Source organism: Marmoricola sp. URHA0025 HA25, from assembly GCF_054059435.1.
Genome location: NZ_JBSSCD010000001.1, coordinates 1963106 through 1976615, shown reverse-complemented (window position 1 = coordinate 1976615; position 13510 = coordinate 1963106). Strand labels below are relative to the sequence as shown.

At 71.6% G+C, this 13510-nt stretch carries 16 protein-coding genes and 1 pseudogene; 6 read left to right on the top strand and 11 right to left on the bottom strand.

Annotation, left to right across the window (positions count from 1 at the left end; genetic code table 11):
* Window positions 1–5: 5 nt before the first annotated feature.
* From ACVW00_RS09655 to ACVW00_RS09640, 4 genes and pseudogenes are all read right to left on the bottom strand, one after another.
* On the bottom strand, window positions 6–767 hold the full coding sequence (locus tag ACVW00_RS09655; protein ID WP_457110684.1) for a sulfite exporter TauE/SafE family protein: 762 nt from the start codon (window positions 765–767) through the stop codon (window positions 6–8).
* Entirely contained in the window at window positions 764–1897 is a 1134-nt protein-coding gene (locus tag ACVW00_RS09650) for an SPFH domain-containing protein (RefSeq protein WP_457110683.1), read from the bottom strand. Before ACVW00_RS09650 ends, ACVW00_RS09655 begins: the two co-directional genes overlap by 4 nt.
* A 30-nt stretch (window positions 1898–1927) precedes the next feature.
* Window positions 1928–2389, bottom strand: coding sequence for an NfeD family protein (locus ACVW00_RS09645; protein ID WP_457110682.1), 462 nt, complete (start codon window positions 2387–2389; stop codon window positions 1928–1930).
* Window positions 2390–2407: 18 nt separating this feature from the next.
* A pseudogene (locus ACVW00_RS09640) lies at window positions 2408–3209 on the bottom strand (ABC transporter ATP-binding protein).
* A gap of 67 nt (window positions 3210–3276) precedes the next feature.
* On the opposite strand from ACVW00_RS09640, the gene ACVW00_RS09635 reads away from it, so the two are divergent.
* Window positions 3277–3999 (top strand): hypothetical protein, encoded by a 723-nt coding sequence (locus ACVW00_RS09635; RefSeq protein ID WP_457110681.1) that lies wholly within the window; start codon window positions 3277–3279, stop codon window positions 3997–3999.
* The gene (gene serB, locus ACVW00_RS09630; protein WP_457110680.1) at window positions 3996–5231 is read left to right on the top strand and encodes a phosphoserine phosphatase SerB; all 1236 of its coding nucleotides are present in this window, start codon (window positions 3996–3998) and stop codon (window positions 5229–5231) included. The genes ACVW00_RS09635 and serB overlap by 4 nt, the downstream gene beginning before the upstream one ends.
* A 54-nt stretch (window positions 5232–5285) precedes the next feature.
* Here the strand turns inward: serB and ACVW00_RS09625 are convergent, their stop codons facing one another.
* From ACVW00_RS09625 to ACVW00_RS09605, 5 genes are read right to left on the bottom strand one after another with little or no spacing between them, the layout of a single operon-like run.
* The gene (locus tag ACVW00_RS09625; RefSeq protein ID WP_457110679.1) at window positions 5286–5801 is read right to left on the bottom strand and encodes a SixA phosphatase family protein; all 516 of its coding nucleotides are present in this window, start codon (window positions 5799–5801) and stop codon (window positions 5286–5288) included.
* Window positions 5798–7225, bottom strand: a complete 1428-nt coding sequence (locus ACVW00_RS09620) for an MFS transporter (protein ID WP_457110678.1) — start codon at window positions 7223–7225, stop codon at window positions 5798–5800. Before ACVW00_RS09620 ends, ACVW00_RS09625 begins: the two co-directional genes overlap by 4 nt.
* A gap of 48 nt (window positions 7226–7273) precedes the next feature.
* The gene (fabI, locus tag ACVW00_RS09615; protein WP_457110677.1) at window positions 7274–8047 is read right to left on the bottom strand and encodes an enoyl-ACP reductase FabI; all 774 of its coding nucleotides are present in this window, start codon (window positions 8045–8047) and stop codon (window positions 7274–7276) included.
* Window positions 8048–8752 carry a beta-ketoacyl-ACP reductase gene (locus ACVW00_RS09610; protein ID WP_457110676.1) on the bottom strand — a complete coding sequence of 235 codons (705 nt, stop codon included), beginning with the start codon at window positions 8750–8752 and terminating at the stop codon, window positions 8048–8050.
* A gap of 51 nt (window positions 8753–8803) precedes the next feature.
* Complete coding sequence (locus tag ACVW00_RS09605) at window positions 8804–9016, bottom strand: dodecin (RefSeq protein ID WP_457110675.1); 213 nt, start codon at window positions 9014–9016, stop codon at window positions 8804–8806.
* 89 nt (window positions 9017–9105) lie between these two features.
* Here ACVW00_RS09605 and ACVW00_RS09600 point away from each other — a divergent pair, with 89 nt between their 5' ends.
* Both ACVW00_RS09600 and ACVW00_RS09595 read left to right on the top strand, forming a co-directional pair.
* Window positions 9106–9411, top strand: coding sequence for a DUF3099 domain-containing protein (locus ACVW00_RS09600; protein WP_457110674.1), 306 nt, complete (start codon window positions 9106–9108; stop codon window positions 9409–9411).
* 199 nt (window positions 9412–9610) lie between these two features.
* Complete coding sequence (locus tag ACVW00_RS09595; RefSeq protein ID WP_457110673.1) at window positions 9611–9808, top strand: acetone carboxylase; 198 nt, start codon at window positions 9611–9613, stop codon at window positions 9806–9808.
* 337 nt (window positions 9809–10145) lie between these two features.
* On the opposite strand, the gene moaA is transcribed toward ACVW00_RS09595, so the two are convergent.
* The gene (moaA, locus tag ACVW00_RS09590; RefSeq protein ID WP_457113095.1) at window positions 10146–11153 is read right to left on the bottom strand and encodes a GTP 3',8-cyclase MoaA; all 1008 of its coding nucleotides are present in this window, start codon (window positions 11151–11153) and stop codon (window positions 10146–10148) included.
* A 36-nt stretch (window positions 11154–11189) separates the two neighbouring features.
* Here moaA and ACVW00_RS09585 point away from each other — a divergent pair, with 36 nt between their 5' ends.
* A complete protein-coding gene (locus ACVW00_RS09585; protein WP_457113094.1) occupies window positions 11190–11999 on the top strand; it encodes an SURF1 family cytochrome oxidase biogenesis protein in 810 nt (269 codons plus the stop codon).
* Here ACVW00_RS09585 and ACVW00_RS09580 read toward each other — a convergent pair.
* Entirely contained in the window at window positions 11943–12713 is a 771-nt protein-coding gene (locus tag ACVW00_RS09580) for an SDR family oxidoreductase (RefSeq protein ID WP_457110672.1), read from the bottom strand. The genes ACVW00_RS09585 and ACVW00_RS09580 overlap by 57 nt on opposite strands.
* Window positions 12714–12789: 76 nt before the next feature.
* On the opposite strand from ACVW00_RS09580, the gene ACVW00_RS09575 reads away from it, so the two are divergent.
* Window positions 12790–13509 carry a VOC family protein gene (locus tag ACVW00_RS09575; protein WP_457110671.1) on the top strand — a complete coding sequence of 240 codons (720 nt, stop codon included), beginning with the start codon at window positions 12790–12792 and terminating at the stop codon, window positions 13507–13509.
* Window position 13510: the final 1 nt, after the last annotated feature.

Genomic DNA, 13510 nt, shown 5'->3' with positions numbered 1-13510 from the left:
CGGACTCAGAAGAGGAACGAGACCAGCGCCGCGACGCCGACCACGACGATCAGCGCGCGCAGGAAGCCCGGCGACAGCCGGCGTCCCACGGTGGCGCCCAGCTGTCCCCCGACGATCGAGCCGACCGCGACCAGGCCGGCGGCACGCCAGTCGACGTGCGCGACCACCACGAACAGGATCGCGGCGACCCCGTTCACGATCGCGGCCAGGACGTTCTTGGTCGCGTTGTGCCGCTGCAGCGTGTCGTCGACCCCGATCCCCAGGATCGCCATCAGCAGCACACCCTGCGCGGCGCCGAAGTAGCCGCCGTACACGCCGGCCCCACCGACCGCGGGCCATACCCAGGCCGCCCCGTGGTGCGGCAGCCCGCCCCTGGCCTCGGCCCGCGCGGCGACCTTGGCGGAGATCCTCGGCCCGAGGACGACCAGCACCAGTCCGAGCCCGATCAGGACCGGCACGATCGCGTCGAAGGCCGAGGACGGCAGCACGAGCAGCAGGACGCCCCCGGCGAGGCCGCCGATCAGCGAGGCGGACGCCAGCCTGACCAGCCGCGATCGCTGACCTGCCAGCTCGGCCCGGTAGCCCCACGCCCCGGACACCGACCCGAACACCAGCCCGACCGTGTTCGACACGTTCGCCGTGACCGGCGACAGGCCGACGGCCAGCAGGGCGGGGAACGTGATCAGCGTCCCCGACCCCACCACGGTGTTGATCGTCCCGGCGGCGACCCCGGCGAGGAGGACCGCGATCGCCTCGAGCAGCGTCACTGCGTGGGAGGCACCTCGGGCGAGGGCGGGGCGGGCGCCTCGGGCGGCTCCGCCGCGGGCGGTGCCGTCGCCGCGGCCTCGCCAGACGATGCCTGTGCGTCGGCGATCGCCTTCTGGACGTCCTCGTGGGCCTTGGACAGCATCGCCTCGCTGCCGCCGACCTCCACGCGCTCCATCGAGCCCATGTCGACGCGCGTGCGCGGGCCGCCGGTGTGCTTCGGGATGCCGGAGACCTCGTGCACCGCCGAACCGAGGCCCTCGAGGGCCTTGGTGATCTCGGAGGGCACCACCCAGACCTTGTTGGCGTCGCCCTCGGCGATCTTCGGCATCATCTGCAGGTACTGGTAGGCGAGCAGCGCCTGGTCAGGCTGCCCGTCGTGGATCGCCTGGAAGACGGTCTGGATGGCCTGCCCCTCGCCCTGGGCGCGCAGGATCGCGGCCTCGCGCTCGGCCTGCGCACGCAGGATCCGCGCCTCCCGGTCGCCCTCCGCGTTGAGGATGGCGGCCTGCTTGTTGCCCTCCGCGGTGAGGATGGACGACTGGCGCTGACCCTCGGCAGTGAGGATGACCGCGCGCTTGTCGCGGTCGGCGCGCATCTGCTTCTCCATCGAGTCCTTGATCGACGGCGGCGGGTCGATGCCCTTGATCTCGACGCGTCCGACCCGGACGCCCCAGCGGCCGGTGGCCTCGTCGAGGACTCCGGACAGCCCGCGGTTGATGTCCTCGCGCGAGGTCAGCGTCTGCTCGAGGTCCATGCCGCCGACGATGTTGCGCAGCGTGGTCATCGTGAGCTGCTCGATCGCGGAGATGTAGTTGGCGATCTCGTAGGTCGCGGCCACCGGGTCGGTGACCTGGAAGTAGATGACGGTGTCGATCGAGACGACCAGGTTGTCCTCGGTGATCACCGGCTGCGGCGGGAACGACACGACCTGCTCGCGCATGTCGATGACGTAGCGCACCCGGTCGACGAACGGCGTCACGATGTTCAACCCGGGCGAGAGCGTCGCGCGGTACTTGCCGAACCTCTCGACGATGCCGGCGCGTGCCTGCGGAACGATCCGGACGGTCTTGGCGAGCACGAGGATCGCGAAGAGCACCAGCACGACGAAGAACGCGAACACGAACGTCATGGAAGCTGCCTCTGGTCGGGGAGTCCTCGGTCAGGACCCCAGTTGGTGACTGCGGAGAACGTACGCCGTCGCACCCTTGATCGACACCACGTCGACGGTCACGCCGGGCTCGATCTGGTCGTCCTCGTCATAGGGCTTCGCCGTCCAGACGTCGCCGCCGATCTTCACCCGTCCCGCCGCGTGGTGGGAGAGGTGCTCGAGCACGATCGCCCGCTCGCCGATCAGCGCCTCGGCGCCGGTGCGCAGGGTCGGCCCGGCGTGCAGCCGGCGCACCATGCTCGGTCGGAGGAGCGCGAGCAGGCCGAGTGCCGTGCACAGCGCGAGCACGATCTGGACCCCACTCGGCACACCCAGGAGGGCCACCACCATGCCGACGAGCGCGCCGCCCGCGAGCATGATCAGGATCAGGTCGGTGCTGATCAGCTCCAGGACCCCGAGGGCGACGGCGATCATCAGCCAGGTCTCCCAGAGATGGTCACGGAACCAGTCCATGCATCGACACTATCCAAGTCACCCCACGTGGCGGCGCGATCTGCGCCGAGCGGCGTACCGGCCGTCCTCGTGGGTCAGCAGCAGGCTCATCCCGAAGGTCGCGGTGAGGTTCTCGGCCGTCATCACCGAGGCGAGGGGTCCCTGCGCGACGACGGCTCCTGCACGCAGCATCAGCGCGTGCGTGAATCCCGGTGGGACCTCCTCCGACGTGGTGCGAGACCAGCACGATCGCCGGCGACGACGCATCGTTGGCGAGCACCGACATCGTCGACACCAGGTCTTCGCGACCGCCGAGGTCGAGCCCGGCAGCGGGCTCGTCGAGGATCAGCAGCTCGGGGTCGGCCATCAGGGAGCGGGCAATCTGGACCCGCTTGCGCTCTCCCTCGCTGAGCGTGCCGAAGGTCCGGTCGAGCAGCTTGCCGGCACCCACCTCGACCAGCAGGGCCCGGGCACGCTCGTGGTCGAGCTCCTCGTAGTTCTCGCGCCACCGGCCGACGACGCCGTACGACGCCGAGACGACCACGTCGCGGACGATCTCGTCGCGCGGGATCCGCTCCGCGACCGCGGCGCTGGTGTAGCCGATCCGCGGGCGCAGCTCGAAGACATCGACGGCCCCGAGCACCTCTCCGAGGATCCCGGCCACGCCGCTGGTCGGGTGGATCTGCGCCGAGCAGAGCTGGACCAGGGTGGTCTTCCCGGCTCCGTTGGCGCCGAGCACGACCCAGCGCTCGTCCTCGTGGACGATCCAGCTCACCGAGTCGAGCAACGTCGCCTGTCCCCGCCGTACGGTGACGTCGGCGAGCTCGAGAACGGTGTTCATGTATCCCTCAGTGCATGGCAGGCAGGTGACAACTCCCGTGCCAACCTAGCGTGACTACCCTCGACGCGTGTCCCTTCCGCGGAGTGCGCTGCTGGCCGTGTGGCTCAACGCCGTCCTGCGTGGCTCCGTCGGGCCCGACGACTTCGCCGCAGCAGTGCGCGCCGACGACCCGCAGCACCTGGTCGTCGACTGGCCCGGCGACGCGTCGCTGACCCTGGAGCAGCTGCCTGCGGCGGTCCAGCGCGCCTCCGGCACGGGTGCCGCGCTCGCGCTGCCCATCGCGGGCGACCTCCTGGGGCTGCGCGGACCGAGCGCGTTCAACACGCTCGCGCTCGACGCGGGCGAGGCGATCGTGCTGAACGGCGCTGGGCTCGGCTTCGTCCCCGGCCTCGACGCCCGCACGGTGCTCTGGCAGGTCGGTCCCGCGGAGCCGGCACCAGGTCTGGACCGGGCCGAGGAGGGCCGCCAGCTGCGGCAGGTCCTGGTCACCACCACTGCAGAGCTCACCCGGCTCGACGTCGCCGCCTGGCAGCCGGAGATCCCCGACCTGCTGATGAACGTGCGACACCGGCCCGACCTGCCCCTCCCTCCCGGGGTGGGTCCGCGGGCGGTCGAGGACCTCGAGCGGGCCGTCCTGTGCCTGGACATCGTCGACCTCGCGCTGCGTGACGACGGCGGTGCCACGTCGGCGTACGAGATGGCCGAGAGGCGGCGGTGCCTCACCGAGCTCGATCGCGCGGCCCGCCGCGTGGCCGTGGCCGTCTGCTCCGATAGCCTCGCTCCGTCATGAGCGACCGAAGCGAGCCCGACGAGAGCCGGCCCCGGACCGTCCTGATCACGCTGACCGGCAAGGATCGCCCGGGCGTGACGTCCACGCTGTTCGGCACGCTCGCCCGGTTCAGCGTCGAGGTGCTCGACATCGAGCAGATCGTGCTCCGCCGGCGCCTGATCCTGGGGCTGCTGGTCAGCGAGCCGCGTGACTGGAAGGCGCTGCGGGACGCGGTCCACGAGGTGGCGGCCGAGCTGGGCATGAGCGTCGAGGTCGACAAGGGCGCGGGTGACAACCGTTCGCGTCCCGTCGGCCGCAGCCACGTCACCGTGCTGGGCTCCCCGTTGCGCTCCACCGCGGTCGCAGCGATCGCGGGACGGATCGCGGACAGCGGCGCCAACATCGACCGGATCGAGAGGATGGCCCGCTACCCGGTCACCGCGATCGACCTGCACGTCTCGGGCACGGCGCCCGACCGGCTGCGCACCCTGCTCACCGAGGAGGCCGCCCGCCAGGGCGTCGACGTGGCGGTGCAGTCCGCGGACCTGCTCCGCCGAGGCATGCGCCTGATCGTGATGGACGTGGACTCGACGCTGATCCAGGGCGAGGTCATCGAGATGCTCGCGGCCCACGCCGGCTGCGAGGCCGAGGTGGCCCGGGTCACCGAGCTGGCCATGAGCGGTCAGCTCGACTTCGCCGACAGCTTGCGAGAGCGGGTGGCGCTGCTGGCCGGGCTCGACGCCTCGTGCCTGGACCGGGTGTACGAGGACCTGGTGCTCGCGCCGGGTGCCCGCACCACGGTGCGCACCCTCAAGCGCCTGGGCTACCGGTTCGCGATCGTCTCCGGCGGCTTCACCCAGATCACCGACCGGCTCGCCGACGACCTCGGCATCGACTTCTCCGCGGCCAACGAGCTCGAGGTCGTCGACGGCAAGCTCACCGGCAAGGTCGTCGGCGACATCGTCGACCGCGCCGGCAAGGCGGCCGCGCTGCGCCGGTTCGCCGCCGAGGCCGGCGTACCGGTGGCGGCGACGATCGCCATCGGCGACGGTGCGAACGACCTGGACATGCTGAGCGCAGCGGGGCTGGGCATCGCGTTCAACGCCAAGCCGGTCGTGCAGCAGGCCGCGCACACGGCGGTGAACGTGCCCTACCTCGACGCGGTAATGTACCTGCTCGGGATCAGCCGGGAGGAGATCGAGGCGGCGGACGCGGCTGCCGGGATCGTGACGCCGGCTCCCCCGCTGGACTGAGTGATTGAGTCCGCGCGCACCTCACCAGGTCTCGTCACGCTGCCGCGTCCTCGATCAGCCCCGGCCGACGTGGAAGGCCGTGATCCGGGCGCAGCCGATCTCGAGGCCGAACCACTCGCCCGGGACCTCGAGCACGGCGACCGCACACGTCGGCAGGCCCGCGGCGATCTCGGCGAACGTCGCCGGGTCCGCGCCGCCGTCGTCGAGCAGGTGCACCAGCTGGGCCATCGTCGGGTTGTGCCCCACGATCATCACGGTCCGCGCCGCCGCAGGGGCCGTCCGGAGGATCTCGATCGCCGCGTCGGGACCGGCCGAGTAGAGCCCGGCCTCGAGCTCGGGCACCACGTCGAGGTCCGCCGCGGCGCTGAACGCGGACCAGGTCTCGTGGGCCCGTGCAGCCGTCGACACGCACGCGTGGTCGGGCAGTACGCCGGCCGACCGTGCCCACTCCCCTGCCTCCGCGGCGTCCAGGGTGCCCCGATGCGTCAGCCGCCGGTCGTGGTCGGAAGAGGCGACCGCCTCGGCCTTGGCATGGCGCATCACGACCAGCCGGCGTGCGTCCTCCCTCACGACGACAACTCTTCCAGCGCGGAGGCCTGCTTGTCACCGGGCGGCCGCAGGCCGTACCACGACACGATGCCCCCGGCGGTGAGCAGCGCTGCGCACAGCAGCTGCCCGGAGCGGAACCCGTCGGTGAGGGCGGTCGGGTTGCGGTAGTCGGCGCCACTCAGGCCCACGATCGCAGGGAGGGCCGCAACGGCGAGCAGCGAGCCGGCCCGAGCCACGGCGTTGTTGATCCCGCTGGCCACGCCCGCATGCTCGTCCGGCGCGGCGTTCAGCACGGCGGCGGTGAGCGGCGAGACCAGCGAGGTCAGTCCGAAGGCGAACAGGACCATGCCGGGGAGGACGTGCACGACGTAGGAGGCGTCCGACCCGATGAACGCCAGCATCACCACCCCCGCCGCACACAGGATCGGCCCGATCGTCATCGGCACCCGGGGCCCGGTGCGTGCCGCGATGGTGGCCGCACGCGACGAGAACAGCAGCATCGCGATCGTCAGCGGCAGCGTCGCGAGGCCGGCGCCGAGCGGGCTGTAGCCGGCGGTGACCTGAAGCTGCAGGACGAGCAGGAAGATCACGGCCCCCAGCGCGCCGTACACGAGGAAGGTCATCAGGTTGGCGGCGGTGAACACCCGCGAGGAGAAGAGGACCACCGGCGCCATCGCGCCGGGCCGGCGCTCGAGGAGCACGAAGGCGACGATCAGGACGAGCGCAGCGGCCGCGCACCCGACGATCATGGGCGCCGACCAGCCTCGCCAGGAGGTGAGGCCGTAGGTCAGCACTCCGAGAGCCAGCACGCCGACGGCTGCGCCGCCGTAGTCGAACCTGCCGCGGGCCTCGGCGTGGTCGCACGACTCCGGGACCTGCCGGCCGAGGACCAGCACCACGAGGCAGAGCGGCACGTTGATCGCGAAGATCCACCGCCAGCCGCCGTGGTCCAGCAGGAACCCGCCGACCAGCGGCCCGATCGCGCTCGCGACACCCGAGATGCCCGCCCACGCCCCGATCGCCGCCGGCCGGTCCTCCTTGCGGAACCCTGACTCGATGATCGCCAGCGAGCCCGGCGTGAGGAGCGCCGCCGCCACCCCCTGGAGCACCCGGAACACCACGAGCTGGCTCGGTGTCTGGGCGAACGCACACAGGGCGCTCGTGGTCCCGAAGCCGGCGATGCCGACCAGGTACATCCGCCGGCGGCCGAGGCGGTCGCCCAGCGCTCCCCCGACCAGGATCAGCGACGCCATGCTCAGCAGGTAGCCGTTGAGCACCCACTGCAGGTCGGCGAGGCTGGCGTCCAGGTCGGTGCCGATGGTGCGGAGCGCGATGTTGACGACCGTGCCGTCGAGTATGGCGATGCCCGAGCCCAGGATCACCGTCGCCAGGGTCAGCCGGCCGCGCCGGGAGCGCAGCTCGAGCAGCTCATCGGTGCCCGTCACCGCTGCAACCTACCGACGATCCCGCTCTCACGACCACCGAAAAAGGATTCAGGCGCCCATCGCGTGGTAGCCGCCGTCGACGTGCACGATCTCGCCGGTCGTGGCCGGGAAGAAGTCCGAGAGCAGGGCGACCACGGCCTTCGCGGTCGGGGTCTGGTCGTTCTCGTCCCAGCCGAGCGGTGATCGCGCGGACCAGTTCTCCTCGATGGTCTCGAAGCCCTCGATGGCCTTCGCCGCGAGCGTCTTGAGCGGGCCGGCGGCCACCAGGTTGACCCGGACGCCCTGCGGACCGAGGTCGCGGGCGAGGTAGCGCGAGCACGACTCCAGGGCAGCCTTGGCCACGCCCATCCAGTCGTACGCCGGCCAGGCGACGGTCGCGTCGAAGGTCAGCCCGACCACGGAGCCGCCGCCGGGCATCAGCGGGAGGCAGGCCTTGCTCAGCGAGGCCAGCGAGTACGCGGACACCTGGACCGCCTGCGCCACGTCGGGCCACGGCCCGGTCATGAACTTGCCCCCGAGGAGCGTCTGGGGGTTGCCGTAGGCGATCGAGTGCACCACGCCGTCGAGCCCGTCGACGTGCTCGCGCACTGCGTCGGGCAGCGCGGCCAGGTGGTCCTCGTCGGTCACGTCGAGCTCGAGCACCGGCGGCAGCTGCGGCAGCCGGGCGGCGATCCGGCGGGTGATGCCGAGAGCGCGGCCGAAGTTGGAGATCAGCACGGTCGCACCCTGCTCCTGGGCCACCCGTGCGACCGCAAAGCCGATCGAGCTGTCCATGGTCACGCCGGTGACCAGGATCCGCTTGCCGTCGAGGATGCCGCTCATTCAGTGCCCCATTCCGAGTCCGCCGTCGACCGGGATGACCGCACCGGTGACGTAGCCAGCCTTCTCCGACGCGAGCCAGGTGACCGCGTCGGCGATCTCGGCCGTCGTACCCATGCGTCCCAGCGGGATCTGGTCGCGGTACGCGGCCTGTTGCTCCTCGGGCAGGCCCGAGGTCATGTCGGTCTCGATGAAGCCCGGCGCCACCACGTTCGCGGTGATGGAGCGGCTGCCGAGCTCCCGGGCGATCGACCGCGCCATCCCGACCAGTCCCGACTTGGACGCGGCGTAGTTGACCTGGCCGGGCGAGCCGAGCATGCCGACGACGCTGGAGATCAGGATGATCCGGCCCCGGCGAAGTCGCAGCATCCCCTTCGCGGCGCGCTTGGCGACGCGGTAGGACCCGGAGAGGTTCGTGTCGATGACGTCCGACCAGTCGTCGTCGCTCATCCGCAGGAGCAGCGTGTCGCGGGTGATGCCGGCGTTGGCCACCAGCACCTCGACCGGTCCCTGGCGTTCCTCGACCGCAGCGAAGGCCTCGTCGACCGAGGCCGTCTCGGTCACCTCGCACGGCACCGCGAAGGCGCCGTCGGGCGCGTCGCCCGATCGGCTGGTCACCGCGACCTGGTCGCCGAGCGCGACGAACGCCTCGGCGATGGCGCGCCCGATGCCGCGGTTGCCACCGGTGACGAGGACTGATCGGCTCACGCGTTGGACGCTAGAGATTACTTCTCGGTACGCCGAATCGGGAGCGCCTGCTCAGTCGTCCTCGAGCCGGAAGCCGACCTTGATCCCGACCTGGAAGTGCTCGACGGTCCCGTCCTTGACCTGGCCACGGACCTGGGTCACCTCGAACCAGTCGACGTGGCGCAGCGTCTCCGCAGCGCGCTCGATGCCGTTGCGGACGGCCTGGTCGATGCCTTCGGGCGAGGTGCCGACGATCTCGGTCACGCGATAGGTGCGATTCGACATGGCCCAAGGATGCCACTCCGGTCGACGGCCCGGTCGAAGGCCCCGTCGCCCGTCGTGGGACGGCCCGAGCCCCGACGTAGGATCGATGGATGGTCTCGCTTCGGAGGGGGCACGGTGCGGACGTCGTCCGGATCACCACGGCGCCCGAAAGCCCCGAACGGGACATGGCCCACCGGCAGAAGCGCTACATGATCTCCATGGGCATCCGGACCCTGTGCTTCATCGGCGCGATCGCGGTCGGGCCGGGGTGGTTCCGCTGGGTGCTGGTCGCCGGAGCCTTCGTGCTGCCCTACGTCGCCGTGGTGATGGCCAACAGCGCCACCCCGCGGATCGAGGGCACGCTGCCGCCCGGACCGCCGCACGGAAACCGGGAGCTGGGTCCCGGGCGGGACTGACTGGCCGGAGACGCCGCCAAGTGAGCACTAACGTGGGAGAATCGGACTCGACCGGCACGCCATCCCCCGGGCAGCCGGTCCAGGTGCCGGGCGATTCACCCCCAAGGTCGTCCGGCACCGCCCTTGTCCGAGCCGAAGACGTGACTCCGGGCGTGCACCCGGACGTGACCCGGACGGGTCGAGACCAAGGAGAGCCGCCGTGAGCGACATCTGCTCGGCGAAGGGGTGCGCGGCCGCGGCGACCTGGGAGCTGCGCTGGAACAACCCCAAGCTGCACACGCCCGACCGTCGCAAGGTCTGGCTCGCCTGTGACGACCACAAGGCCTCACTCGGCGACTTCCTCGCGGCACGGTCGTTCCTCCGCGACGTGGTCCCGCACCCACCACACCCCCAGTAGCGCGAGCGGGAAGAAGAGCTCCGACTCGGTACGCCGAGCGGGCAGAAACGCACCGCACCGGTACGCCGAGCGGGCAGAAACGCACCGCGCCGGTACGCCGAGCGGGCAGAAATGCGCCGGTCGTACGGCGAGCGGACACAGAAGCTGCCCGCCTGGCGATGTCCGGCGACGCGTGCCAGGTAGCGTTTGCGCCCTCTCAGAACCGTGCCAGGCAGCGTTTCTGCCCTCTCAGGACCGTGCCAGGCAGCGTTTCTGCCCTCTCAGGACCGTGCCAGGCAGCGTTTCTGCCCGCTCGGCACCTCTAGAGGCAGCGTTTCTGCCCTTTCGGCGGTTGCGCTCAGCCGCCGATTGCGGACATCGGCCGCGTGGGCTGGAGGAAGGTCGGGTCGTCGATCCCGTGCCCGGGAAGCTTCGCGGCCATCGCCGCGACCCAGCGGCGCGCGATCTCCTCGTCGTCGGCGCCTGCCCGCAGCGGCGTCCGCAGGTCCGACTCGTCGCGGGCGAAGAGGCAGTTGCGCACCTGTCCGTCGGCGGTGAGGCGCACGCGGTCGCAGTCGCCGCAGAACGGACGGGTCACCGACGCGATCACGCCAACGGTGAAGGGGCCCCCGTCGACGACGAACTCCTCAGCCGGCTGGCTGCCTCGTGGTTCGCCGGCCTCGGTGAGCGTGAACGCCTGTCCGAGCGACTCGAGGATCTCGTCGGCCGTCACCATGTCGGAACGCGTCCACCCGTGCTGCGGGTCGAGCGGCATCTGCTCGATGAAGCGCAGGTGGTAGCCGTGGTCGAGGCACCAGCGGAGCAGCTCAGGCGCCTGGTCGTCGTTGATGCCGCGCAGGAGCACCGCGTTGACCTTGACCGGCTCGAGGCCGGCGGCGCGGGCCGCGTCGAGGCCCTTGATCACGTCGTCGAACCGGTCGCGCAGCGTGATCCGCGCGAAGTCCTCACGGCGCACGGTGTCCAGGCTCACGTTCACCCGGTCGAGGCCCGCATCGCGCAGCGCGCCGGCCACGCGGCCCAGCCCCAGCGCGTTGGTCGTCAGCGAGACCTCGGGGGCCGGCGAGAGCTGCTTGGTCCGGCGTACGACGTCGACCAGGCCCTTGCGGAGCAGCGGCTCACCCCCGGTGAAGCGCACGGCCGTGATCCCGAGCCGCTCGACGCCGATGGTGATCAACCGGACCACCTCGTCGTCGGTCAGCACCTCGTCGTTCGGCAGCCAGTCGAGCCCCTCCGCGGGCATGCAGTAGCTGCACCGCAGGTTGCAGCGGTCGATCAGGGACACCCGCAGATCGGTCGCGACGCGACCGTGCCGGTCGGCGAGGGGTTGGGTGCTCACCCTGCACAGCCTACGTCCAGGGAGCGCGACTAGCCTCGGCGCGTGATGTTCCTGCTGAGCCGGCGGTGGCTGCTGTTCGCGCTGACCGTCGCCGCGCTCGCGTGGGGTGCCAACCTGCTGGGGCAGTGGCAGTTCCACCGGCTGGACGAGCGGCGGGCGGAGAACCGCCTGGTCGCGACCAACCTGGACCGTCCGCCGGTGCCTCTCGACGACCTGCTCGCCGTCGGACGTCCGGCACCGAAGCACGACGAGTGGCGCGAGGTGGTCGTCCACGGCACCTGGGACGACGCCCGCACCATCGTGGTCAAGTACCAGACCCGCGACGGCGCACCGGGCGTCGACGTGGTGACTCCCCTGCGCACCGAGAGCGGTGCCGCCGTGCTCGTGGACCGCGGCTGGCTGTCGACGGAGAACTCCGGTGGCACGAGGCCCAAGCTGCCCGCCGCGTCGACCGACCCGGTCACGGTGCTGGGCTGGGTCCGCGTCGACGGGACCGGCGGATCCACCACGGTGACCGACATGGCGGCCAGGGCGATCTCGAGCCGTGCGGCCGCCGAGGTCGTGCCCTACCCGCTGTACGGCGGCTTCGTCGACCTGCACACCGAGAGTCCGTCGCCCGCGAAGCCCCTCCAGCCGATCGAGCTGCCCGACGACACGAGCGAGGGTCCGCACTTCTTCTACGGGCTGCAGTGGTGGTTCTTCGGAGCGCTCGCGGTGATCGGGTTCGGGTACCTCGCCTACGACGAGTGGCGCCGGATCCGCGAGGAGCGTCGGTCGCCGGGTGTGCCCAGGAACGACTCAGAGAGCACGCAGCATGCCGCCGTCGACGGGCAGCATGACTCCGGTCACGAATGAGGAGACCGGGCTGAGCAGGAACACCGCCGCCGCGGCGAACTCCCCCGGTTCGCCGTACCGACCGAGCGGGATCCCCTCGATCGCCTTCGCCTTCGCGGCCGCCGCATCACCGGTGGCGGCGTCGAGCTCGTCCACGCGCTCGGTCCCGATCCGGCCCGGCAGCAACCCGTTGACGCGGATCCCGCGGGGACCGAGCTCGTCGGCCATCGTCTTCGCCGCCATCGCCAAGCCGGGGCGGAGGCCGTTCGAGACGGCGAGGTTGGCCAGCGGCGCTCGCACCGAGCTCGACAGCACGAAGGCGATCGAGCCCGGCCCGTCGATGGCCGCGGCGACCGCACGCGCCACGCGCAGGGCGCCGACGAAGACCGACTCGAAGGCGGCGGACCAGGTCTCGTCCGGGGTCTCGAGCACCGTTCCGGTCGGCGGGCCACCGACGGAGATCAGGGCACCGTCGACGCGGCCCCACCGGTGCACGGCCGCGCGGACCACCGCGTCTGCCGAGCCAGGGTCGGCGTTGTCAGCCGTGACGCCCAGAGCGCTGTCGCCCAGCGCGGCGGCTGCCTCGTCGACGCGCGCCTGGTCGCGCCCAGTCACCACGACCCGCGCTCCCGCGCCCACCAGCAGCTCGGCGGTCGCGCGGCCCAGGCCGCGCGTGGCGCCGGTCAGCACGAAGACCTTGTCCTCGACGCCCCATCCCAGTCGTTCGCTGTCCATCGCTCCAACCTAGGCCACCCGGGATGCCGTTCAATCCGGTGTCCTGGTGCCTCGCGCGCTGGCTACGGTGGGCGACATGTACCTCGAGAACGTCGTGGTCGACGCCGCCGACGCCCAGCGGCTCGGCCGGTTCTGGGAGGCCGTGCTCGGTTCCGAACGCCTGACGGACGCGCCCGGCATCTTCGAGACCCGGCTCGAGGTCGAGGGCGGACCGCTGCTCGACCTGTGCTTCCAGCAGGTCCCGGAGCCGAGGCCGGAGCGGCCGAGGCTCCACCTGGACCTCTTCGGCGGGACCCACCAGGCACAGGACGTCGAGCGGCTGATCGGGCTCGGCGCGCAGTACCTCGACATCGGTCAGGGCGAGGTGCCCTGGGTGGTCCTGGCCGACCCGGAGGGCAACCCCTTCTGCGTCATGGAGGACCGCCCGGCGTACGCCGGCACGGGACCCCTCGCCGCGCTCCCGCTCGACTCCGCCGAACCGGACCGCGATGCCGCGTTCTGGTCGTGGCTGACCGGGTGGACCGAGGTCGCCGGCGTCGCGCCGAGGTCACTGCGGCACCCGTCCCTGCTCGGGCCGCTGCTGGAGCTCTGTCCCGAGGCCGCGCCGAAGGGTGCCACCAAGAACCGGCTGCACCTCGACGTCCGGCTCGAGGCCGGCGAGGATCCCGACGACGTCGCTGCCGGCATCGCCGCGCACGGTGGCCGGGCGGTCGACTTCGGGTGGGGTGAGCTGCCCTGGCGGTCCTACGCCGACCCGTCCGGCAACGAGTTCTGCGTGCTGCCGGCGTCGTCGTGAG

Excerpts from the sequence above, each read along its gene's own strand:
- ACVW00_RS09650 (WP_457110683.1), bottom strand. The coding sequence starts at position 1,897 with ATGACGTTCGTGTTCGCGTTCTTCGTCGTGCTGGTGCTCTTCGCGATC.
- ACVW00_RS09645 (WP_457110682.1), bottom strand. The coding sequence starts at position 2,389 with ATGGACTGGTTCCGTGACCATCTCTGGGAGACCTGGCTGATGATCGCC.
- serB (WP_457110680.1), top strand. The coding sequence starts at position 3,996 with ATGAGCGACCGAAGCGAGCCCGACGAGAGCCGGCCCCGGACCGTCCTG.
- fabI (WP_457110677.1), bottom strand. The coding sequence starts at position 8,047 with ATGAGCGGCATCCTCGACGGCAAGCGGATCCTGGTCACCGGCGTGACC.
- ACVW00_RS09605 (WP_457110675.1), bottom strand. The coding sequence starts at position 9,016 with ATGTCGAATCGCACCTATCGCGTGACCGAGATCGTCGGCACCTCGCCC.
- ACVW00_RS09600 (WP_457110674.1), top strand. The coding sequence starts at position 9,106 with ATGGTCTCGCTTCGGAGGGGGCACGGTGCGGACGTCGTCCGGATCACC.
- ACVW00_RS09585 (WP_457113094.1), top strand. The coding sequence starts at position 11,190 with ATGTTCCTGCTGAGCCGGCGGTGGCTGCTGTTCGCGCTGACCGTCGCC.
- ACVW00_RS09580 (WP_457110672.1), bottom strand. The coding sequence starts at position 12,713 with ATGGACAGCGAACGACTGGGATGGGGCGTCGAGGACAAGGTCTTCGTG.
- ACVW00_RS09575 (WP_457110671.1), top strand. The coding sequence starts at position 12,790 with ATGTACCTCGAGAACGTCGTGGTCGACGCCGCCGACGCCCAGCGGCTC.